This is a genomic window from Streptomyces sp. SDT5-1 (assembly GCF_052245995.1).
Classification (GTDB): domain Bacteria; phylum Actinomycetota; class Actinomycetes; order Streptomycetales; family Streptomycetaceae; genus Streptomyces.
In genome coordinates this window covers 1,139,338-1,158,913 of record NZ_CM125963.1, presented here as the reverse complement: position 1 = coordinate 1,158,913, position 19,576 = coordinate 1,139,338, and the positions used below count along the sequence as shown (strand labels likewise).

General features: G+C 71.9%; 21 protein-coding genes. 7 read left to right on the top strand and 14 right to left on the bottom strand.

All coding sequences use genetic code 11. From position 1 onward, the window contains the following. The first annotated feature begins 51 nt into the window (after positions 1–51). Both ACTWJ8_RS05480 and ACTWJ8_RS05475 read left to right on the top strand, forming a co-directional pair. Positions 52–630 carry a TetR/AcrR family transcriptional regulator gene (locus ACTWJ8_RS05480; protein ID WP_443263128.1) on the top strand — a complete coding sequence of 193 codons (579 nt, stop codon included), beginning with the start codon at positions 52–54 and terminating at the stop codon, positions 628–630. A gap of 67 nt (positions 631–697) precedes the next feature. Then, positions 698–1,579, top strand: coding sequence for an alpha/beta fold hydrolase (locus ACTWJ8_RS05475; protein WP_443263127.1), 882 nt, complete (start codon positions 698–700; stop codon positions 1,577–1,579). A 14-nt stretch (positions 1,580–1,593) separates the two neighbouring features. Here ACTWJ8_RS05475 and ACTWJ8_RS05470 read toward each other — a convergent pair whose 3' ends face one another. From ACTWJ8_RS05470 to ACTWJ8_RS05450, 5 genes are all read right to left on the bottom strand, one after another. Then, the gene (locus ACTWJ8_RS05470) at positions 1,594–2,442 is read right to left on the bottom strand and encodes an endonuclease/exonuclease/phosphatase family protein (RefSeq protein WP_356381073.1); all 849 of its coding nucleotides are present in this window, start codon (positions 2,440–2,442) and stop codon (positions 1,594–1,596) included. A 35-nt stretch (positions 2,443–2,477) separates the two neighbouring features. Further along, entirely contained in the window at positions 2,478–3,326 is an 849-nt protein-coding gene (locus ACTWJ8_RS05465; protein ID WP_356381070.1) for a PaaX family transcriptional regulator, read from the bottom strand. A 52-nt stretch (positions 3,327–3,378) separates the two neighbouring features. Further along, the gene (locus tag ACTWJ8_RS05460; RefSeq protein ID WP_443263126.1) at positions 3,379–4,773 is read right to left on the bottom strand and encodes a prolyl oligopeptidase family serine peptidase; all 1,395 of its coding nucleotides are present in this window, start codon (positions 4,771–4,773) and stop codon (positions 3,379–3,381) included. Next, positions 4,770–6,086 carry an MFS transporter gene (locus tag ACTWJ8_RS05455; RefSeq protein ID WP_443263125.1) on the bottom strand — a complete coding sequence of 439 codons (1,317 nt, stop codon included), beginning with the start codon at positions 6,084–6,086 and terminating at the stop codon, positions 4,770–4,772. The genes ACTWJ8_RS05460 and ACTWJ8_RS05455 overlap by 4 nt, the downstream gene beginning before the upstream one ends. A gap of 78 nt (positions 6,087–6,164) precedes the next feature. Further along, complete coding sequence (locus tag ACTWJ8_RS05450) at positions 6,165–6,617, bottom strand: Lrp/AsnC family transcriptional regulator (RefSeq protein ID WP_356381061.1); 453 nt, start codon at positions 6,615–6,617, stop codon at positions 6,165–6,167. A 113-nt stretch (positions 6,618–6,730) separates the two neighbouring features. Here ACTWJ8_RS05450 and ACTWJ8_RS05445 point away from each other — a divergent pair, with 113 nt between their 5' ends. After that, positions 6,731–7,345, top strand: coding sequence for a LysE family translocator (locus ACTWJ8_RS05445; RefSeq protein ID WP_443263124.1), 615 nt, complete (start codon positions 6,731–6,733; stop codon positions 7,343–7,345). A gap of 9 nt (positions 7,346–7,354) precedes the next feature. On the opposite strand, the gene ACTWJ8_RS05440 is transcribed toward ACTWJ8_RS05445, so the two are convergent. Beyond that, positions 7,355–8,569: a DUF1266 domain-containing protein gene (locus ACTWJ8_RS05440; protein WP_443263123.1), complete on the bottom strand. Its 1,215-nt coding sequence runs from the start codon at positions 8,567–8,569 to the stop codon at positions 7,355–7,357. Between the two features lie 102 nt (positions 8,570–8,671). On the opposite strand from ACTWJ8_RS05440, the gene ACTWJ8_RS05435 reads away from it, so the two are divergent. Next, positions 8,672–9,163 carry a GNAT family N-acetyltransferase gene (locus tag ACTWJ8_RS05435; RefSeq protein ID WP_443264816.1) on the top strand — a complete coding sequence of 164 codons (492 nt, stop codon included), beginning with the start codon at positions 8,672–8,674 and terminating at the stop codon, positions 9,161–9,163. Here the strand turns inward: ACTWJ8_RS05435 and ACTWJ8_RS05430 are convergent. Further along, positions 9,123–10,304, bottom strand: coding sequence for an acyl-CoA dehydrogenase family protein (locus tag ACTWJ8_RS05430; RefSeq protein ID WP_356381049.1), 1,182 nt, complete (start codon positions 10,302–10,304; stop codon positions 9,123–9,125). The genes ACTWJ8_RS05435 and ACTWJ8_RS05430 overlap by 41 nt on opposite strands. A gap of 146 nt (positions 10,305–10,450) precedes the next feature. On the opposite strand from ACTWJ8_RS05430, the gene ACTWJ8_RS05425 reads away from it, so the two are divergent. The 3 genes from ACTWJ8_RS05425 (at position 10,451) to ACTWJ8_RS05415 (ending at position 13,386) form a co-directional block, all read left to right on the top strand. Next, positions 10,451–11,719 carry a CaiB/BaiF CoA transferase family protein gene (locus ACTWJ8_RS05425; protein ID WP_443263122.1) on the top strand — a complete coding sequence of 423 codons (1,269 nt, stop codon included), beginning with the start codon at positions 10,451–10,453 and terminating at the stop codon, positions 11,717–11,719. Positions 11,720–11,776: 57 nt separating this feature from the next. Beyond that, complete coding sequence (locus ACTWJ8_RS05420) at positions 11,777–12,448, top strand: GntR family transcriptional regulator (RefSeq protein ID WP_443263121.1); 672 nt, start codon at positions 11,777–11,779, stop codon at positions 12,446–12,448. Between the two features lie 191 nt (positions 12,449–12,639). Beyond that, positions 12,640–13,386 (top strand): SAM-dependent methyltransferase, encoded by a 747-nt coding sequence (locus ACTWJ8_RS05415; RefSeq protein WP_443263120.1) that lies wholly within the window; start codon positions 12,640–12,642, stop codon positions 13,384–13,386. Between the two features lie 73 nt (positions 13,387–13,459). Here ACTWJ8_RS05415 and ACTWJ8_RS05410 read toward each other — a convergent pair whose 3' ends face one another. The 7 genes from ACTWJ8_RS05410 to ACTWJ8_RS05380 all read right to left on the bottom strand — a co-directional run bounded on the left by ACTWJ8_RS05410 (position 13,460) and on the right by ACTWJ8_RS05380 (position 19,427). Continuing rightward, entirely contained in the window at positions 13,460–14,740 is a 1,281-nt protein-coding gene (locus tag ACTWJ8_RS05410) for a YeeE/YedE family protein (protein WP_356381038.1), read from the bottom strand. A 225-nt stretch (positions 14,741–14,965) separates the two neighbouring features. Beyond that, complete coding sequence (locus tag ACTWJ8_RS05405; RefSeq protein WP_443263119.1) at positions 14,966–15,418, bottom strand: DUF6228 family protein; 453 nt, start codon at positions 15,416–15,418, stop codon at positions 14,966–14,968. Positions 15,419–15,451: 33 nt separating this feature from the next. After that, positions 15,452–16,537, bottom strand: a complete 1,086-nt coding sequence (locus ACTWJ8_RS05400) for an ABC transporter ATP-binding protein (protein WP_356381032.1) — start codon at positions 16,535–16,537, stop codon at positions 15,452–15,454. Then, entirely contained in the window at positions 16,534–17,361 is an 828-nt protein-coding gene (gene modB / locus ACTWJ8_RS05395) for a molybdate ABC transporter permease subunit (protein ID WP_443263118.1), read from the bottom strand. The genes ACTWJ8_RS05400 and modB overlap by 4 nt, the downstream gene beginning before the upstream one ends. Further along, positions 17,358–18,191 (bottom strand): molybdate ABC transporter substrate-binding protein, encoded by an 834-nt coding sequence (modA, locus tag ACTWJ8_RS05390; protein ID WP_356381027.1) that lies wholly within the window; start codon positions 18,189–18,191, stop codon positions 17,358–17,360. The genes modB and modA overlap by 4 nt, the downstream gene beginning before the upstream one ends. Positions 18,192–18,351: 160 nt before the next feature. After that, on the bottom strand, positions 18,352–18,747 hold the full coding sequence (locus ACTWJ8_RS05385) for a TOBE domain-containing protein (protein ID WP_356381024.1): 396 nt from the start codon (positions 18,745–18,747) through the stop codon (positions 18,352–18,354). A gap of 65 nt (positions 18,748–18,812) precedes the next feature. Continuing rightward, complete coding sequence (locus ACTWJ8_RS05380) at positions 18,813–19,427, bottom strand: TOPRIM nucleotidyl transferase/hydrolase domain-containing protein (protein WP_443264814.1); 615 nt, start codon at positions 19,425–19,427, stop codon at positions 18,813–18,815. Between the last annotated feature and the right edge of the window lie 149 nt (positions 19,428–19,576).

Below are 19,576 nucleotides of genomic sequence, written 5' to 3'. Positions count from 1 at the left end.
GGGGTGCCTCCATTTCTGGATCGTACGATCCAGATAGGTTACGGTGGCGTCATGGCGAGGACGCGGGAGTTCGACACGGAAGCGGCGGTGAGCCGCGCGATGGAGCTGTTCTGGACGCGCGGCTACGAGGCCACCTCGGTGCGCGACCTGACCGCGCACCTGGGAATCGGGCAGGGGTCCTTGTACGCCGCGTTCGGCGGCAAGGACGGCCTGTACCGGGCGGCGCTGGAGCACTACCGCACCACCCTCGCGGAGGCCGCCCTGTGCAGCCTGGAAGAGGGGGCGGACGCCCGGTCGGCGATCCGAACGATGCTGGTCGAGCGGGTCCGGATCGCCGTGGAGGACGACGGCCGAGGGTGCCTCGTGGTCAATGCCGCCTGCGAGCGCCTGCCGGAGGACGCGGCGACCCGGCGCGCCGTGCGCGACATGCAGGACGCCGGCCGGGACGCGCTCGCCGACGTGCTGCGGGTCGCGGCGGAGCGGGGCGAGATCGCGAAGCGGCACGACCCGGACACCCTCGCCGCTTTCCTCGTCACCTTCCTCAACGGGCTGCTGGTGTCCGCGAAGATCACGCCGGATGTCCGCGCCCTCGAACCCCTTGTGGAGGTCGTGCTGGCCGCCCTCGACTGATTTCTTCATGCCCCGAATCTGTATCAGTTGATCCAGAAAATCGACGCACATCGAGAAGGTGGAAATCGTGATGCTCGACCATGAAGGAACGCCCGTCCGCACGGGCCGAGCCGCCGTGAACGGAACGAGCCTGCACTACCGCACAGCCGGATCGGGCCCGGCGGTGGTGCTCCTGCACGGCGTGCCCAAGACCGGCTATCACTGGCGCCACCTCGTTCCCCGGCTGACGTCCCGCTACACGGTCGTCGTGCCGGACCTGCGCGGGCTGGGCGATTCCGCCCGCCCGTCGGACGGCTATGACTCCGCGACGATGAGCGACGACATCGCCGAGCTGATGACCCACCTCGGACACCGGACGTACGCCGTGGTGGGTGAGGACTGGGGAGCGGTGATCGGCTACCAGCTCGCCGCCCGCCACCGCGACCACGTCAGCGCTCTCGTGTTCGCCGAGGCGCTGTTCCCCGGATTCGGCTTCGAGGACCACACGGCCCTGACGCCCGAGAACGTGTCCAGCGGCATGCACCTGTGGCATCTGGGCTTCTACTTCCAGCCCGACGTCCCCGAGATGCTGATCGCAGGGCACGAGCGCGAACTGATCACCTACATGATCAAGTCCGAGCGCAGCAGGCCCGACTCCGCCACCCCCGACGCGGTCGACGAATACGTCCGCTGCTACTCCATGCCCGGCGGCATCCGCGCGATGCTCTCCATCTACCGGGCGATGCTCGTCGACGCCGAACAGAACCGGCAGGCCGCGCAGAAGAAGCTGGACATACCCGTTCTGGCGCTCGGCGGATCCGCGTTCATCGGCGACCGCAACGAGTCCCAGATGCGGCTCATGGCTGACGATGTCACCGGGCATGTCTTCGACGCCGGTCACGACCTCGCGGAGGAAGTACCCGACGAGATGGCCGACGTGCTCCTGCCGTTCCTGGCCGCGCACCGGTAACCGCACCCGAGCCCTTATGTCGGCTCCAGGTCGGCCCGGAAGGGGTGGTGGTCCGAGAACTGGCTGGGGTGGACGGACTGGGCGCGGGCGGTGAGGTCGCGGAGGAAGATGTAGTCGAACTTGCTCTGCCAGTCCGTCGTCGGAGCGCAGTCCAGGTCGGACGGTGGGCGGCAGGCGGGGTCGGCGTCGGTGGCGAGGGGCCACAGGGGGCGGAGTTCGGGGGTGTCCGGGGTGGCGTTGAAGTCGCCGAGGGCGAGCGCGCGGTCGTGGCGGGCCAGGGCCTTGGCGAAGAACCGGACCTGGCGGGTGCGGTACGACTCCTGTTGGCGTTGGGCGAGGTGGGTGTTGAAGACGCGGACCGGGCCGCCTGCCAGTGTCGTCGTGACGGCCAGGTAGCCGCGGTCCTCGGAGCCGCCGTCCGGGTACTCGACGGTGACCGGGTCTGTCATCGGGGTCGCGGACAGGATCGCCTGGCCGTAACCGCCCGCGTGCCAGGGAAGGCCCCCGCAGCGGCTCCATTTGCGCAGCACCGAGCCGTACTCGACGTGGTACGTCAGACCGTAGAAAGTTTTGAGGTAGGCGCGGATCTCCTCCACGTCACGGACGCACGCCTCCTGGAGGCCGACGACCTGGGGCGCGTACGTCGCGATGTCCGCCGCCCTGCCGAGGTTCTGGGAGCTGCCGCAGGGGTTGCACAGGTTCCACGTCATCACCCGGTTCGGCACGATGTCCTTGGCGGCGTCCACGGGGAGGGGCAGTGGCTCGGGCACGAGGGCGCCGCTGGGCGCGCTCGGTCCGACCAGCACCACGCACACCGCCGCCACGACGGCGGCCCACCACCGTCTGCCCCGTCCTCCGAACACCGGCCCCTCCTCAGGACGCCCCCGTCATCGCGGCGTCATCGCACCGTCGTCGTCTGGAGCAGCTCGCGGGCCATGGCACGCGCGGGCGCCTCGGTCCGCTCGGCGATGCGCCGGAACGTCTCCTGGGCGGAGCGGGCCGGCCAGTCGAGCGGAAGATGGCAGGCCGGCAGCCGCGGGTCGGCGCGGATCGTGTCGAGCCACTCGCTGACCAGACGCAGCCGGGCGCCGAGCGGGTCGTCCGGTGCCGTCCCCGCGCTCCACCGCTCCTCGAAGGCGCGGTAGCGGCCCGCGATGCTCTCCAGGTCCCACGTCTCGCGGATCATCCGCTCGATGTCCGTGGCCACTCCGGCCGCGCCGTGGAACACCTTCACGTACTCGCTGAGGTCGAGCTCCGCGACGGCGTCCGACACGTCGACGTGCCCCGGCGCGATCCACAGGCCGCTGTAGAGCGTGCCGAAGCCGGACCAGACGAGCCGGGAGCGCAGCTCGTGCCGTCTGCGCTTCCAGGCGTCGGGCAGCGAGAACGCCAGCAGCGTCCAGCTGCCGTCCCACTCGTCGTTGACCGCGCCCTGCTTCCAGATCCGGAACCGGCCGTCCTCGAGGACCCGCTCGGCCTGCTCGGTGAGCCCGAAGTGCATGCGGCGGCCCTCGCGTCTGCGGTGCAGCAGGCCCCTGTTGACCATCCGCGTCAGCGTCGAGCGCACCGCCTGCTCACCGACGCCGACCCGGCCGAGCACCTCGATGATGCTGCCCGAGTACACGCACAGGTCGCCCTCCTCGTCCAACACATGGTTGCCGAAGAAGGCGAGCAGCAGCGACTGCGGGCGCGGCTGCGGGGAGTCCGCCGCGTCCTGCGTCGCGTCGTCGATGCCGGTGTCGTCCACAGGGGCAAGAGTACGGTCGCCCACCGACAACGCGGCGGGCGACCACGCCTGTTCACCGCCCATCGGCGGGATGCGCCCGGTCGTACGGGCGCGGATACACGGCGGGCCGGTAGTCGACGTAACGCGCGGGCCCGGACGGATCGACCTGCGCGGCGCGCGCGTTGAGGGCGTCCGGGTCCGTGCCGTGCCACGCGCCCGTGTCGATGCGGTCCTCCAAGGTGTGCAGCGCGGCGACCTGCTCGGCGGCGCTGAACGTGCAGTGCCCCGCGTTGTCGGTGTACGCCTGCCGCAGCCGGGAGGCGGAACCGGCGGCGGTGACGGCGCGGCGCAGCGCGCTCTCGGTCTGCACCGGCACGAGCGGATCGCCGATGGTGTGCACGTCGAACTGCGGCTTCTCGAGCTTTCCCGTGAACGTGCTGGTGCGGCGCAGCCACGCCACCGCGTCCGGGTCCGCGGAAACGCGCGGTGCCCGGTCGAGCGCGGCGAGGTCGGAGCGCAGCGAGAGCCCGGCCTCGCGGTACAGCTCGGTGACCTCCTTGCGCACGGAGGACCGGGCGAGCAGCCGGGCGTAGTCGACACCGGTGTTCCACGAGGTGTTGCCGCCGGAGCGCGCCTCGGAGTCCTGCCGCCGGTTGAACGCCGCGACCTTCAGGAGGCCCTTGACCGCCGTGTACTGGTTGGCCTGTTGGGCGTCCCAGTCGTCCGGCGCGGGCCGGGCCTGCGACTCCTGGTTCCACCCGGGGATGTTGTGCAGGGCGGCCGCCAGCGCGATACGGGCCCGGCCCTCGGGCGAGGCCTGTGCCTTGTCGACGGCCGCGACCATGGTGTCCGCCGCGCGCGTGGCCGCCTGCTGGTCCGGAAGGTCGACCAGGGGCACGTCGGAGCCGGGCGCGAGGAGCGTCTTGAGGGCGAAGACGGGGTCGAGCGTGTTGTTCCAGTTGGCGACGCCGCCGTGCACGAGCCCGCACAGGGACAGCGAACCGTCGATGCGCCCGGGGTGCCGCTCGGCGATCGCGGTGGTGACCATCCCGCCGTAGCTGAGCCCCCAGGCGACGGTGCGCCGGGCGGCGCCGAATCGGTCCGTGAACGCCGACAGCGTGGCGAGCTGATCGTCGACAGCCCCCGGAAGGGCCCAGCCGGTGGTCGCGTACGAGGAGCCGATCAGCGCGTAACCCCGCTTCAGGAGCAGCGACTTGGTGGCGTCGTCCGGGGCGTTCTCGGCCGGGTTCGGCGTGCCGACGTCGTTGTAGCCGTGGCTGAAGAGGAGGACCGTGCCGTTCCAGTCGGCGGGTACGTCCATCACGTACGCGGCACCGGAGGGCAGGCTGCCCTCCACGTGCCCGGTGTCCGAACCGGCGGCGACGGCGGGCGCGGGCAGCGCGGTGGTGGCCAGCGCGACGACGGCTGCGGCGCAGGCGACACGCGTACGGGATCGGGATGTCCTCATGCGGAGGCCTCCTTGGCGCGGGCGGCGGTGGGTTCCGGGATGTGGTCGAGCGCGTCCTTGCCGGTCTCGCGGACGAACCACAGGGACAGCGCGGTGATGAGCGAGCCGCCGCACAGCAGCAGCGCGACGGGTGTGCCGTCGCCGCTGCCCGCCACGAGCGCACCGGCGATCATGGGGGAGAAGCCGGCGCCGATGAGGGTGGCGCCCTGGTAGCCGAGCGAGGCGCCCGTGTAGCGCACGCGCGTGCCGAACATCTCGCTGAACAGGGCGCCCAGCGGGCCGTACATGAGCGACTGCGCGAAACCGTGTCCCAGCACCACGGCCAGGATCAGCAGGCCTGGCTTCCGGGAGTCGACGAGCGCGAGCACCGGGAAGGCGAGCGCCGCGGAGACGAGGGCGCCCGCGAGGACGACGGGACGGCGGCCGACCCGGTCGGAGAGCACGGAGGCGCAGGGCAGCACGACCAGCGCGACCGACGACGACACCGTGAGCGCGGTGAGGGCCTGCGGGCGTGCGTAGCCGATGTCGGTGGCGTACGAGATGAGGTAACTGGTCAGCAGGGACTGCGCGGTGAAGGCGCCGATGCCGACGCACGCGGCCAGCAGGACCGGGCGCGGGCGTCGCAACACGTCGAGGATCGGCAGGCGCGCGGTGCCCTGCTCCTGCTTCGCCTCGGTGAACAGCGGGCTCTCCACGACCTTGAGGCGGACGAAGAGGCCGACGCCGAGCAGCACGACGCTCAGCAGGAACGGCACCCGCCAGCCCCACGTCAGGAACTCTTCCTTGGGAAGCGTGACGACGAGGGCGACCACGGCGGCGGACAGGAGGGAGCCGAGCGGCGCGCCCAACTGCGTGAAGGAGGACCACAGTCCGCGCCGCCGCGCCCCCGCGTGCTCGACGACCATCAGGGTCGCGCCGCCCCACTCGCCTCCGATGGCGACGCCCTGCACCACGCGCAGCGTGATCAGCAGCAGCGGCGCCCAGACGCCCACGGTGTCGTAGGTCGGCAGCAGCCCGATGAGGAAGCTGGCGCCGCCCATCAGGCCCATCGTGAGCAGCAGCATCGACTTGCGGCCGAGCCGGTCGCCGAAGTGTCCGAAGACGATGCCGCCGAGCGGGCGGGCGACGTAGCCGGCGGCGAAGGTGCCGAACGCGGCGATGGTGCCGACGGCCGGTTCGGCGCCAGGGAAGAACAGCTCACCGAAGGCGACGGCGGCGACCGTCCCGTAGACGAGGAAGTCGTAGAACTCGACAGCGGTGCCGAGCAGCCCCGAGAGGGCAACTCTTCGAAGTTGCTTGGTGTGTTGGGACATCGCGGGCTCCCTTGGGCAGGGGAAGGGTGCCCGTGAATGTATGCGCGAGCGTGACTGTGGTCAATAAAGTGCACAACATCAGTCCGGCAGCGGGCGGTGCGTCACCACGTTCTTCATCACCAGCGTCGAGTTCAGGCGCTGCACCCCGGGGAGCCGGGCCAACTGCTGGTCGTACAGCTGCTGGAACGCGGTCAGATCGGCGGCGGCCACCCGCAGCAGATAGTCCGGGTCGCCGAACAGGCGCTGCGCCTGGAGCACGTGCGGCACCGCCGCCACCGCCTCCTCGAACGAGGCGACGGTGTCCCGGTCCTCCCAGCCCAGCGTGACGAACACGAGCGCCTCGAAGTCCAGGCCGAGCGCCGACGGATCGACGTCCGCGCGGTAGCCGCGGATCGCACCGGAACGCTCCAGGTCACGCAGCCTGCGGTGGCACGGCGACACGCTCAGCTGCACCCGCGCTGCCAGCTCCGTGATGGTCAGGCGGCCGTCCAGCTGCAGCTCGGTAAGAATTTTCCGATCCATGGCGTCCATGGAGAAGATTCTCCCTCACATCGCGCGATCATGAAGTAAAGAAGGGAACACTTACGGGCGAATCCGACCTAGCCTTCCTCGCGTACAACTGCACGTGAGAGGGAACGACACACATGGACACGACCACGCTGGCGGCATTCCTGGCCGTGGACCTTCTTCTGGTGTTCACGCCGGGGGCGGACTGGGCCTATGCGATCGCGGCGGGTCTGCGGGACCGTTCGGTCGTCCCGGCGGTGGCCGGGCTGATCACCGGATACGTGGGATACACGCTGCTCGCCGTCGCGGGCCTGGCCGTGCTCGTGGCGAGCTCGGCGACCCTCCTCGCGGCCCTGACGGTCGCGGGCGCGGGCTACCTGGTGTGGCTCGGCTGCAACGTGCTGCGGCAGCCCGCCACGCTCACCGCCGACGAGGAGCCCGTCGGCGCGTCCCGCCGCCAGGTCATGCTCAAGGGCATCGGCATCAGCGGTCTCAACCCCAAGGCGCTGCTGCTGTACCTGTCCCTCTTCCCGCAGTTCATCCACCCGGCGACGGGCTGGCCGGTCGCCGTCCAGACCGGAGTGCTCGGCACCGTCCACATGACCGCCTGCGCCGTCGTCTACCTGACGGTCGGCGTGCTGGCCCGCACGGTCCTGAAGACGCGACCGACGGCGGCCCGCGCGGTGACGCGGGTCTCCGGCGTCATGATGATCGCGATCGGTGGCTTCCTGCTGGTGGAGCAGCTCTTCTAGCCGGGGGTGTCAGGCGGTGGTGAACGGGATGGTGCGCCACGGGCTTTCGGGGTGTGTCGTCAGGATGGTGTGCGGGCGCAGCGCCGAGGTGTACATGTGCCCGAAGCCGTCGTCGTCGAAGCGGAGGGCGCGGCCGAGGGTGTAGCCCGCCGAGAAGGACTGCCAGGACGGGTAGGCGGCGCGGCAGAGTTCGCCCGCCCGCACGATCGCCTCTTCCGTCTCCTGTTGCCCCGCGTAGCGCGCGCCGAGGCCCCAGCGGGCGAAGTTGACCGCGCGCCCGTAGTCGTAGCCGACCGCGGACGTCACGATCGAGCCGGGGCCCTCGGCGTCGAGGAGCCCGTCGGCCCGGAAGCGCGCCTCGTAGCGCGGGATGCGGTCGACGGCGTCGAGGACGGCCCGCTCGTCCCGTACGTCGCCGCTGAAGCCGCGCACCGCGGAGAGCGCGGCGTCGGCCCACTCCCGAGGGTCGAGGTCGTGATGGCCCGGTCGGACTTCGAGCAGCTCGCGGCGGACGCGCAGGGCGAGTTCGGGGTGCGGCGGGCTGTTCTCGCCGCGCAGCAGATACGTGAGCTGCTCCTGCCAGCCCGCGCGGTCCCGCACGCCCCAGGACGAGCGGAGGACCCGGACGTCCTGCGCGTAGTCGGCGTACACCTCGCCGACCTCGTTCCACAGCGTCTGGTTGTGCACCGCGAGATGGCCTCCGCAGGCCAGGCCGTGGGCGAGCGGGCCCGACAGCGGTCCGGTGCGCTTGGTGAGCAGCTCGTCGTCGTCATGCCCGCGCTGCTCGACGCGGCGGCCCAGCTTGCGCCACTCCGCGTACCGCTTGTCGTCGAAGCCGAGGCTGAGCGAACAGGGGCTGTGCGGATTGACGTACACGCCCGCCCAATTGCCGTCGTCGGCCTTGGTCCTGGCGATGGGGAACGGCAGCTTGCACAGCACCAGGCCGTCCCTGCGCGGCAGCATCCCGCGCGTATAGAGCGGCACCGACCGACCGCCCGCCGGGTTGTCCATGACGAGCATCGCGGCCTTGTCGCCCCGCCGGTCGTACTCCTCCTTGTCGAGGACCGTGAACACGTCCTCGGTGAGCAGGACCTTGACGTAAGTCCACCAGTCCCCGCGCGACTTGGCCGCGAACAGCGCGCTCTCGACGTGCGTGGGCGCCACCCAGCTCTCCGTGTCGTCGGCGTACGGGTCCCCGGCGGGCAAGGTGTGCGATGCAGACATGCGACTGGATGGTACGGGGCGCGACGGGACCGCTCGCGCGCGCCTTGGGCTACGGTCGCGCGCGTGATCACACCGACGCGCTTCACCACCGAACGCCTCGCCATGCTGCCCTTGCGCGTCGAGCACGCCGACGAGATGGCCGGTGTGCTCGACGATCCGGCCCTGCACACCTACATCGGCGGCGCGCCCGACACGATCGAGGAACTGCGGGCCCGCTACCGGCGGATGCTCGCGGGCTCACCGGAGCCGGGCGTCGACTGGCTCAACTGGGTCGTCCAACTCCGCGCCGACACACGCCTGGTGGGCACCGTGCAGGCGACCGTCGGCGACGGTGTCGCGGAACTCGCATGGGTGGTGGGTGCCCCGTGGCAGGGCCGCGGCATCGCCACCGAGGCCGCGCGAGGGCTCGTCGCGTGGCTCGGGGAGCGGGGCGTCGGGGCGCTGCGCGCACACATCCACCCCGAGCACCGCGCCTCGGCCGCCGTCGCCGCCGCCTGCGGGCTCCGGCCCACGGGGCGGTGGCACGACGGCGAGGTGGAGTGGGGGCGGGGGCTCAGCGGAAGGCCGGCTGGCCCGTCAGGGTCTTGCCGATGACCAGCGTGTGGACCTCGCTCGTCCCCTCGTAGGTCAGCACCGACTCCAGGTTGTTGGCGTGCCGCAGCACCGGGTACTCCAGCGTGATGCCGTTCGCTCCGAGGATCGTGCGGCACTCGCGCGCGATCTGGATGGCCTCGCGCACGTTGTTCAGCTTGCCGACGCTGATCTGCTCCGGCGTGCCGCGCCCCTCGTCCTTGAGGCGGCCGAGCCGCAGCGCGAGCAGCATGCCCTTGTCGAGCTCGAGCGTCATGTCGGCGAGCTTCTGCTGGGTGAGCTGGTACGAGGACAGCGGACGCTCGAAGACCGTACGGTCACCGGCGTAGGAGATCGCCGCCTCCAGGCAGTCGCGGGCGGCGCCGAGCGCGCCGAACACGATGCCGAACCGGGCCTCGTTCAGGCAGCCGAGCGGCCCCGACAGGCCGCGCGCGTTCGGCAGCATCGCGTCGGCGGGCAGCCGGACGTCCTCCAGGACCAGCTCGCTGGTGACACTGGCCCGCAGCGACAGCTTGCGCTTGATCTCGGGCGCCGAGAAACCGGGCGTGCCCGCCGGTACGAGGAAGCCCCGCACGCCCTCCTCGGTGCGGGCCCACACGACGGCGACGTCCGCCACCGAACCGTTCGTGATCCACATCTTGGCGCCGTTCAGGACCCAGTCCGCGCCGTCCTTCTTGGCGTTCGTGCGCATCGAACCGGGGTCGGAGCCCGCGTCCGGCTCCGTCAGGCCGAAGCAGCCGATCTTCTCGCCCGCCGCCATACCAGGCAGCCACTGCTGCTTCTGCTCCTCGGAGCCGTACTTCCAGATCGCGTACATCGCCAGCGACCCCTGTACGGAGACCAGGCTGCGCAGCCCCGAGTCGACCGCCTCCAGCTCCATGCAGGCCAGACCGTACGAGACGGCGCTGGTGCCCGCGCAGCCGTAGCCCTCCAGGTGCATGCCGAGCACGCCGAGCTTGCCCAGTTCACGGGCGAGCTCGCGGGCCGGGATCGAGCCGTTCTCGAACCACTCCGCGATGTTCGGGCGCAGCTCGCGCTCGCCCATGGTGCGCACGGTGTCGCGGATGGCGCGCTCCTCGTCGCTCAACATGCCGTCGATGTCGACAAGGTCGAAGGGGTGGAGGGGAGTTGAGGACGACGGCATTGCTGGCTCCTTGACTGCTGACTGCTGACAGATACGCGAAAGCACACTAGGGTGCGGTCACGGATATCGGATTTTGGATCCAACTTTTACGTCTCGGATCGTAGCCGCACGCCCACCGCTTGCCAAGGTTCCACAAGGAGAGCCGTATGCCGGCCACAAGGCCCGTCGAGTCCGCCGCGCCGGGCGAATCCGCCGCGTCCGCCGCGTCCGCCGCCCCTGTCGTCCAGGGAGCCCTGTCGGGGCTCGTCGTCGCCGACTTCGGCCGGGTGCTCGCCGCCCCGTACCTCACGATGCTCCTCGCCGACCTCGGCGCGGAGGTCATCAAGGTCGAGCGTCCGGGCGTCGGCGACGAGACCCGCTCCTGGGGCCCGCCGTTCGCCGACGGCGAGGCCACCTACTTCCTCGGTGTCAACCGCAACAAGCGCTCCGTCGCCCTCGACCTGGGCGAGGATTCGGGCCGCGAGGCCGCCCGCGCCATCGCCGCCCGCGCCGACGTCCTCGTCGAGAACTTCCGGCCCGGCACGATGGAGCGACTCGGCCTCGGCTACGAGGAGTTGCGGGCCCTCAACCCCGGCCTCGTGTACTGCTCGGTCACCGGATTCGGCACCGCAGAGGGCGCCGCGCTGCCCGGCTACGACCTCCTCGTGCAGGCCATGGGCGGCCTCATGAGCGTCACCGGGGAACCCGGCGGCCAGGGCACGAAGGCCGGTGTCGCGCTGGTCGACGTGATCACCGGGATGCACGCCGGGCTCGGCGTCATGGCGGCGCTGCGGCACCGCGAGCGCACCGGCGAGGGCCAGAAGGTCGAGGTTTCCCTGCTCACCTCGCTGCTCTCCGCCCTCACCAACCAGGCGTCGGCGCACGTCGCCGGGGGAGTGGTGCCGCGCGCCATGGGCAACAAGCACCCCAGCATCGCCCCGTACGAGGTGCTCGACGCCAAGGACCGGCCGCTGGCGCTCGCCGTCGGCAACGACCGGCAGTTCGGGGCGCTGTGCGCGGAGCTCGGCGTGCCGGGCCTCGCCAAGGACGCCCGTTTTGCCACGAACACCGCGCGCGTCGCCCACCGCGAGGAACTCCTCGCCGAACTCACCGCGCGGCTGCGCGAGCGCGGCGCCGACGAGTGGTTCGAGACCCTGACCGCCGTCGGTGTGCCCTGCGGCCCCATCAACGACCTCGGGGAGGCCTTCGCCTTCGCCGAGCGGCTCGGCCTCGACCCGCGCGTGCACATCGACGACCCGAACCGCGAGACTCCCGCCGCCCAGGTCGCCAACCCGATCAGGCTGAGCGCCGCCCCCGCCGCGTACGTCACGGCGCCGCCGCGGCTCGGGGAGCACACCGAGCAGATCCTCGCCGAGCTGGGGCTCTCGGGGAATTCCGCCGCAGGTGAGGCGGGCGATGTCAGTGACGCTCCGTAGGATGGACGCCATTCACGACGTGCTGCCGACGCCCGGCAGAGAGGAAGAGGAGCCGCCATGACGACCCCCGCGAGCAGGCGGCGGCCCCCCACGGCGCAGCAGTTCGTGCTCGAGGAGCTGCGCCGGGCCATCACCAGCGGGGAGCTGCGGCCCGGCATGCCCATCCGGCAGGACGCGCTCGCCGAGCAGCTCGGCGTCAGTCGTGTCCCGCTGCGCGAGGCCCTCAAGACCCTGGAGGGCCAGTCCCTCGTCGTGCACCACGCGCACCGCGGCTACTTCGTCGCCGAACTCTCGCTCGCGGAGCTGCGCGAGGTGTACCGCATCCGGGAGATCCTCGAGGCCGAGGCCGTACGGGAGGCGGTGCGCGCGGGCGGCGCCGTGCTCGACGTCCTGGAGGAGGCGCAGGCGGAGGTCGAGGCGCAGGCCGTCGCCGGGGACGTCGCGGCGATGGCGTCCGCCAACCGCAGATTCCACTTCGTCCTCTTCGAGGCGTCCGGAATGCACCGCCTGGTGAGCCTGATCGCGACGCTGTGGGACGCCACGGACGCGTACCGGTCGCTCTACTACGCCGACGGGGCGAGCCGCGAGCACGTCGTCGCCGAGCACCGGGCCGTGCTCGTGGCGCTGCGCGACGGCCGCACGGAGGACGCGGTGGCGCTCCTCGACGGGCACAGGGAGCACGCGGTGGTGGCGCTCGAAGGGCTGCTCGGCGAGGGGCCGGGAGCGTAGTCCGGGCGCGTGTGGTCCTGGCGCGTAATTCGGTGGAGTCCCGGGACACGAACGCCTAGGTTGGGCGCGTTCCTTGTTGAAACGCGTTCAGAAGCAGGTGTGCTCGATGACGGTCCGTGTCACGGCGGTCGACTCCGTTCGTCCGTCCCCCGCGAAGGCCCTGACCTCATCGAATCCGAAGGACAACACTCGTGGATCTGCCACGCATCTTCACCGTTCGCGAAAGTAGCCACCGCATCCACAATCCGCTCAGCGCCGGCAAGCTCGCCGACCTGGGGCGGGCGCTGCGCATGGCGCCCGGCGCGCGGGTGCTCGACCTCGCCAGCGGCTCCGGCGAGTTGCTGTGCACCTGGGCCCGTGACCACGGGATCACCGGGACCGGCGTCGACATCAGCACCGTCTTCACCGAGCGGGCCCGCGCCCGCGCCGCCGAACTCGGCGTCGCCGACCGGGTCGCGTTCGTACACGGCGACGCCGCTGGGCATGTCGCGCCGGAACCCGTCGACGTCGCCGCGTGCGTGGGCGCCACCTGGATCGGAGGCGGGGTGGCGGGAACCGTCGACCTCCTCGCCAAGAGCCTGCGCCCCGGCGGCCTGATGCTGATCGGCGAACCGTACTGGCGCCGCGACGTCCCCGACGACGAGACCGCGCGGCACTGCGGCGCGGGCGGCAGCGACGACTTCCTGCCGCTGCCGGAGCTGGTCGAACGGTTCGGCGACCTCGGCTACGACGTCGTCGAGATGGTCCACGCCGACCAGGACAGCTGGGACCGCTACCGGGCGGCCCAGTGGCTCAACCTCCGCCGCTGGCTCGACGCCCACCCCGACGACGAACTGGCCGCCGAGGTACGGGCCGAGCTGACCACGGAGCCCGCGAGCTACACGCGGTACCAGCGGGAGCTGCTCGGCTGGGGAGTGTTCGCGCTGATGGCGCGCTGACACCCCGGCGCCGAGAACGACGGCGGGTCCGGGAGCACGCTCCCGGACCCGCTTTCCCTTGTGCGTACGGGGATCAGCAGACGCTGTCCGACGGCTTCGGGTTGCCGAGGCCGAACAGCGGGCGCAGCCGCAGACCGGCCCACGTGCCGAGGATGGCGACCGCGCCCCAGATCCAGCCGTGCAGCGAACCGGAGACGATGCCGGCGAGGTACGCGCCGATGTTGCAGCCGCCCGCGAGGCGCGCGCCGATGCCCATCAGGATGCCGCCGACGACCGCGGCGATCGCCGTACGGGCCGGGATGCCGCGGTGCAGCTTCCACACGCCGCCCGCCGCCGCGGCCACCGCGGCGCCGACCATGATGCCGATGTCGGTGAGGCTGGTCTTGTCGGCGAGCACCGGGCCCGACAATTGGGCGGCACTGCCCGGCTGCTGCCAGAACGCCCAGGTCTCGGGGGAGCCGCCGAGCGCGCCCACCACCTTCGAGCCCCACAGGGCGAACGCGCTGGTGACGCCCCACGCGCCGCCGGACACGAGCAGCACGCCCGCGCCGAGCACGGCGAGCACGATCGCGCCCGCCGCCAGCGGCCAGGAGCCACGGACCGTACGGAGCAGGGCGCCCTTCGCCGACGGCGGGGTGCCGACCGGCGGGGGATTGCGGCGGGCCTGCACGGCGCGCGCGACGAACCAGATCGCGGCGAGCGCCACGATCGTGATGGCCCAGGAGCCGAACCAGCCGACGTGGTCGGACAGCAGGTACGGGTCGAGCGCCGGCAGATCGCTCCAGAGGCCGAACTGCCAGGCGGCGAGGGTGGAGCCGACGATGAACCCGAAGAGGGTGAGGACGATCGAGGTCTGCCCCGAACCGACGGCGAACAGGGTGCCGGAGGCGCAGGCGCCGCCGAGCTGCATGCCGATCGCGAACAGGAACGAGCCGATGATGAGCCCGAAGCCGATCGGCCCGGCGCTCGGCGCGGGCACGGAACCGAAAAGCCCGCTGCCGGTGCCGATGATCAGGGCGAAGAGCGTCGCGGTGGTGCCGAGCAGCAACGTGTGGGCGCGCAGCCCGGTGCCGTTGCCGACGGCGACGAGCTGCCGCCACGCGGACGTGAACCCGAACCGCGAGTGGAACAGCGCGAATCCGAGCCCGAGCCCGAGCAGCAACAGCACACCCGGCTTGGCGCCGTGCTGAGCGAACACATAGACGGCGAGCGCCGCCCCGACGACCCCCGCGCCGACGAGCGGCCCCCACCGGGTGGGCGGCGCGGCTTCGGCGACCGGGGCGGGCGACGAGGTGGGAGACGGACTGAGCAGGGCGACGCGCGGCGGCGCCCCGGCGGGGGGAGCGGTGGTCACGGCAGATCTCCGGCAGGTGGAGTGGGAAACGTTCGGGCGCGGTGGGGGACGTCAACGACGACAGAGCGCGTCGTCGACACTCCACGTCGTGGCCGCGAAGAGCGCGAGAGCCAGTAGCCGAGCGGGTCCGAACATACGCGCCACTTTAGGCCGCGTCCGGACATGCGTGAGACGGCGTCTCACATCGCGAGCGTGGAACCGTCCACCTGGTGGCTGCGCCCGTGGTCACCGCGCCTCGGCGGCAAGGAAGTGGCGCAGATCCGCCGCCAGGGACGACAACTGTTCTCCGGCCTCGAGCACGGTGGTCACCGAGGCGCTCCAACCGCCACTGGCCCGGACCCACGGCCGCAGGGTCCAGGTGAGTCCGATGTGGCCGCCGGCACGGAAGACCGCCGCCACGGTGAGGTCGTGGTTGTCGGTGTGCCACACCCGTTCGCCGTCCCACCTCCGGAATTCGGCGGTGAGCTCTTCCAGGAAGGAGGGCAGGTCGCGGTCCCAGATCCAGGCGACGATCTCGTCGTTCCGGGCGGTCAGCCCCGGGGCTTCGAGTTCGACCGCGTAGTGGACGGAGTCCGCATCGAAGCTGAATCGGTCTCGGAAGCGCACGCTGACGGCCCTGTTCTCCTGGCAGCGGACCGTCAGGCCGGGTGTGTCGGTGCCCAATTCCGGGGTGGTCATGGGCGGAACGTTAGGCGAGCGGTGGGGGCTCCGTCACGCCGGATACGCATGCGTCTGCGTCGCCTTCACCGTGGCCCAGACCTCCGCGCCGGGGTGCAGGCCCAGTTCGGCCGCGGCGACCGTCGTGAGGTCCGCGGCCAGGGGGAGGGCGCCGGAGAGGGCGGCGCGGATCTGGTCGGCGTGGGTCTCCATGCCGGTGACCTCGCAGCGCCACAGGTTGCGGGCGCTGGAGCCGGTGGGGCGTTCGCGGTGGAGGGTGACCGCGCTCGGCGGGAAGGCGACGAACACGGGGCCGTGCAGCTCCTCGCTCGTCGTGATCGCGGGACCGTCGTCCGCGATGTGGACGGTGTGTCCGTCGGCGTGGCCCCGGTACAGGTTGAGGCCGACGAGTTGGGCGATGTAGTCGGTGCGGGGGCGGCGGGCCACGTCGGAGGGGGCGCCCTCCTGGACGACGCGGCCGTGCTCGACGACCACGAGCCGGTCGGCCAGCACCATCGCGTCCAGCGGATCGTGCGTGACCAGGACCGCGACCGCCTCGAACTCGGCCAGGTGGCGGCGGAGCTGCGCCCGCACGTCGAGGCGGGTGCGGGCGTCGAGGGCCGCGAGGGGTTCGTCGAGCAGCAGGAGGCGCGGGTGGGTGGCGAGGGCGCGGGCCAGGGCGACCCGTTGCGCCTGGCCGCCGGACAGGCGGCGCGGCTTCGCGCCCGCGTGCGCCGCAAGCCCCATCCGGTCGAGCCACGCCTGCGCCCGCGTCCGGGCCTCCGCCTTGGTGGCGCCCTGGCAGCGCGGCCCGAACGCCACGTTGTCGAGCGCGGTCAGATGCGGGAACAGCAGGTAGTCCTGGAACACCACGCCCACCGGGCGGGACTCCGGAGGCGTGCCGTCGAGGGCAGCCCCGTCGAGCCGCAGGTGCCCGCCGTCCAGCGGCGCCAGGCCCGCGAGCGCCCGCAGCGCCGTCGTCTTGCCCGCCCCGTTCGGACCGAGCAGCGCCACGACGTCACCGGGCCGCGCCGTGAGGGACACGTCGAGCCGGAAGGCCCCCCGGTCCACGACGAGCCGCGCGTCGAGCCCGGCCTCCGCCACGTCTTCGTACGGCGCCGTCTTCTGGAGGTCGGTCATGACGCGGTCATCCAACGGTCGCGCAGCCCCGCGAGCACCGTGATCGACACGGCGAGCAGCACCAGGCTGAGGGAGATCGCCGCCGCCGGATCGCTCTGCATGGCGAGGTACACGGCGAGCGGCATGGTCTGGGTGCGGCCGGGAAAGTTCCCGGCGAAGGTGATCGTCGCGCCGAACTCGCCGAGCGCCCGCGCCCACGCGAGCACCGCGCCCGCCGCGATCCCGGGCGCGACCAGCGGCAGCGTCACCCGCCGGAACGCGGTGAACCGGGAGGCGCCGAGCGTCGTCGCCGCCTCCTCGTAGCGCGGATCGGCCGCCCGCAGCGTGCCCTCCACGCTGATCACCAGGAACGGCATCGCCACGAACGCCTCCGCGATCACGACCCCCGTCGTGGTGAACGGCAGCGTGATCCCGAACCACTGGTCCAGGTACTGGCCGACGACCCCGTTCCTGCCGAGCGCCGTGAGCAGCGCGACACCGCCCACCACGGGCGGCAGCACCAGCGGCAGCGTCACAAGGGCCCGTACGAGACCGCGCCCCGGGAACTCCGTACGCGCCAGCAGCCACGCCAGCGGCACCCCGAGCACCAGGCTCACCAGCGTCGCCAACGTCGCGCACACCAGCGACAGTTGCAGCGCCTGCCACACCTCGGGACTCGTCAGCTGCTCGGGCAGCTGCGTCCACGGCGCCCGTACGAGCAGCGCCACCAGCGGCACCACCAGGAACGCGAGACCCACGAGCGCGGGCACGAGGAGCGGAAGCGGCGGAATGCGGCCGCGCCGCTTCCGCACACCTCCCTCCACGGTGTCGTCGACCACGGTCACGGCTTGAGGAACCCGGCCTCGGTCAGCGCCTTCTGCCCGTCGGCGGACTTGACCAGCTCGATGAAGGCCTTCGCCCCGGCGGCGTTCGGCGCCTTCTTCAGCGGGGCGATCGGGTAGTCGTTGATGGCGTCCTTGGACTCGGGGAACTCCACGCCCTCCACCTTGTCACCCGCCGCGTGCACATCCGTCTTGTACACGACCGCCGCGTCGGCCTCCTTCAGCTCGACCTTCGTCAGGGCGCTCTTGACGTCCTGCTCGTACGAGACCGGGGTGAGCTTCAGCTTGCTCGCGTCCAGCGCCGTCTGAGCCGCCGCCCCGCACGGCACCTCCTTTGCGCACAGCACGACCTTCTGGCCGGGCTTCGTGAGGTCCTTCAGGGACGACACCTTGTGCGGGTTGCCCGGGAGGGTGGCGATCTCCAGCTGGTTGCGCACGAACGTGCTCGGCTCGCCGTCCGCGTCCCCGGCGTCCGTAACCGTCTTCATCGTCTTGGGGCTCGCCGCCGCGAACACATCGGCGGGCGCGCCGCCCGTGATGCCCGCGGCGAGGCTGTCGCTGCCGCCGAAGTTGAAGGTGACCTTGGTGCCGGGGTGCTCCTTCTCGAACTGCTTGCCCAGTTTCGTGAAGCTCTCCTTGAGGGAGGCAGCCGCGAACACGTTCACCGTCCCGGAGATCTTCTTGTCACCGGAGGAGGAGCCGGCGGACGCGGACCCGGACGACGAGTCACTGCCGGAGCCGCAGGCGCTGAGCGCCAGCACCGCCACCGCCCCGACGCCGGTCACCTGGAGCGTCCGACGGGTCGTCGTGCTGCGCGCGGAACGGGTGGTCACGGTGCGGCTCCCCTGCGTGTCCTGGAACGTGTACGGCGACCATACTGCCGCATCTGCCAGGCGGAAGTCCCCTGTGGGTTCGCATGATCCCGGCAGGTGGACGGTGCAGGTGCGCATGTGCGTTCGTACGGACACGGGTCTCAGGCGATGCGTGGGGGCGTCAGGTGCGGTCGACATGGACATTCGTCGACTTCACGCGCGCCGTGGCCTCCATCCCGACCTCGAGCCCCAGCTCCTCCACCGCCTCCCGCGTGAGCAGCGAGACCAGCCGGTGCGGTCCGGCCTGGATCTCCACCTGCGCGGCGACGTCCCCGAGCTTCACGGCGGTGACGATCCCGGGGAACGCGTTGCGCACCGAGGTGTACGAGGGGTGGTCGTCGGCGTCGTCGCCCGCGGCCAACTCCACGGAGAAGGCGGCGAGATCCGTGCCCTGGACGACCCGGCGCCCACTCGCGTCGCGGGTCGTGGTGATCCGCCCGGCGTCCGCCCACCGCCGCGCGGTGTCGGGGCTGACGCCGAGCAGCCGCGCGGCCTGGCCGATTGTGTAGGACTGCATGGCGCCAAGATAACTTCCGGCCACCTCGCGAAGATCGACCGAAGGGCCCTTGCGCGCGCGTACGGCTACGCGTGCGCGAACAGCGCCTCGAGCGGCTCCGGCACCCGCCCCGCGTCGCAGGCCGCCTCCGTCAGCAGCCGCCCGTAGCGGATCTTGCGGCCCGCCTTGGTGCCGAGGAAGCGGCGCAGGCGCTGGTGCGCCGACCTGCCCCGCTGGGCCGGCTGGCGTGCGAACGTCTCCCACGGATGCAGCTCGCCCGCCTCCCGCACGATCTCCTCGACCCGTGCCGTGCCGAGCGCGCGGAGGAACTCGTCCTCCAGGTCCGCGACGCACACGAACACGGCGGCGTCGTCGCCGTCGCTGTCCGCGCCGAGCGCCCGGTCGTAGTAGCGACGCTCCCGCTCGTCGCACAGCCCGGTCAGCCGCAGCCCGAGCCCCTCGGGACCGAGCAGGCGCGCATAGCGGCCCACGTTCATCGCGCCGCCCATGCTGACGACGCACACGCCCTCGGCCGCGAGGTTCCGGCCGCGCCGCCCGGCGAGCGCGTCGAGCGCCGCGACATCGCTCAGCCCTTCGAGGAGCACGGCCCCGGTCACCCCGAGGCGCCCGGCCAGCTCCCGCGCGGACTCGCCGGGGCCACCGGCGGCCCACGCGCCGACCGCGTCGTGGAAGGCCCTCATGCCCGCGGCGTCCTTCGTCTCCGTCACGCGCCCCATCCTCCGACGGAACGGCCCGGCGTCCAACCGGTATTCGCGCGCCCCCAACGAGGAGGAATCTCGGTCGAACCGCTCCCATGCCGTACGGGACCGGTACTAGCCTCGAAGTCCGT

Bases quoted from the DNA above. Each gene is read 5' to 3' on its own strand.
- ACTWJ8_RS05385 (WP_356381024.1), bottom strand. From the start codon at position 18,747: ATGCAGTCCTACACAATCGGCCAGGCCGCGCGGCTGCTCGGCGTCAGC.
- ACTWJ8_RS05460 (WP_443263126.1), bottom strand. From the start codon at position 4,773: ATGAGGACATCCCGATCCCGTACGCGTGTCGCCTGCGCCGCAGCCGTC.
- ACTWJ8_RS05425 (WP_443263122.1), top strand. From the start codon at position 10,451: ATGCCGGCCACAAGGCCCGTCGAGTCCGCCGCGCCGGGCGAATCCGCC.
- ACTWJ8_RS05435 (WP_443264816.1), top strand. From the start codon at position 8,672: ATGCTGCCCTTGCGCGTCGAGCACGCCGACGAGATGGCCGGTGTGCTC.
- ACTWJ8_RS05445 (WP_443263124.1), top strand. From the start codon at position 6,731: ATGGACACGACCACGCTGGCGGCATTCCTGGCCGTGGACCTTCTTCTG.
- ACTWJ8_RS05430 (WP_356381049.1), bottom strand. From the start codon at position 10,304: ATGCCGTCGTCCTCAACTCCCCTCCACCCCTTCGACCTTGTCGACATC.
- ACTWJ8_RS05440 (WP_443263123.1), bottom strand. From the start codon at position 8,569: ATGTCTGCATCGCACACCTTGCCCGCCGGGGACCCGTACGCCGACGAC.
- ACTWJ8_RS05455 (WP_443263125.1), bottom strand. From the start codon at position 6,086: ATGTCCCAACACACCAAGCAACTTCGAAGAGTTGCCCTCTCGGGGCTG.
- ACTWJ8_RS05420 (WP_443263121.1), top strand. From the start codon at position 11,777: ATGACGACCCCCGCGAGCAGGCGGCGGCCCCCCACGGCGCAGCAGTTC.
- ACTWJ8_RS05400 (WP_356381032.1), bottom strand. From the start codon at position 16,537: ATGACCGACCTCCAGAAGACGGCGCCGTACGAAGACGTGGCGGAGGCC.
- ACTWJ8_RS05480 (WP_443263128.1), top strand. From the start codon at position 52: ATGGCGAGGACGCGGGAGTTCGACACGGAAGCGGCGGTGAGCCGCGCG.
- ACTWJ8_RS05450 (WP_356381061.1), bottom strand. From the start codon at position 6,617: ATGGACGCCATGGATCGGAAAATTCTTACCGAGCTGCAGCTGGACGGC.
- ACTWJ8_RS05405 (WP_443263119.1), bottom strand. From the start codon at position 15,418: ATGACCACCCCGGAATTGGGCACCGACACACCCGGCCTGACGGTCCGC.
- ACTWJ8_RS05380 (WP_443264814.1), bottom strand. From the start codon at position 19,427: ATGAGGGCCTTCCACGACGCGGTCGGCGCGTGGGCCGCCGGTGGCCCC.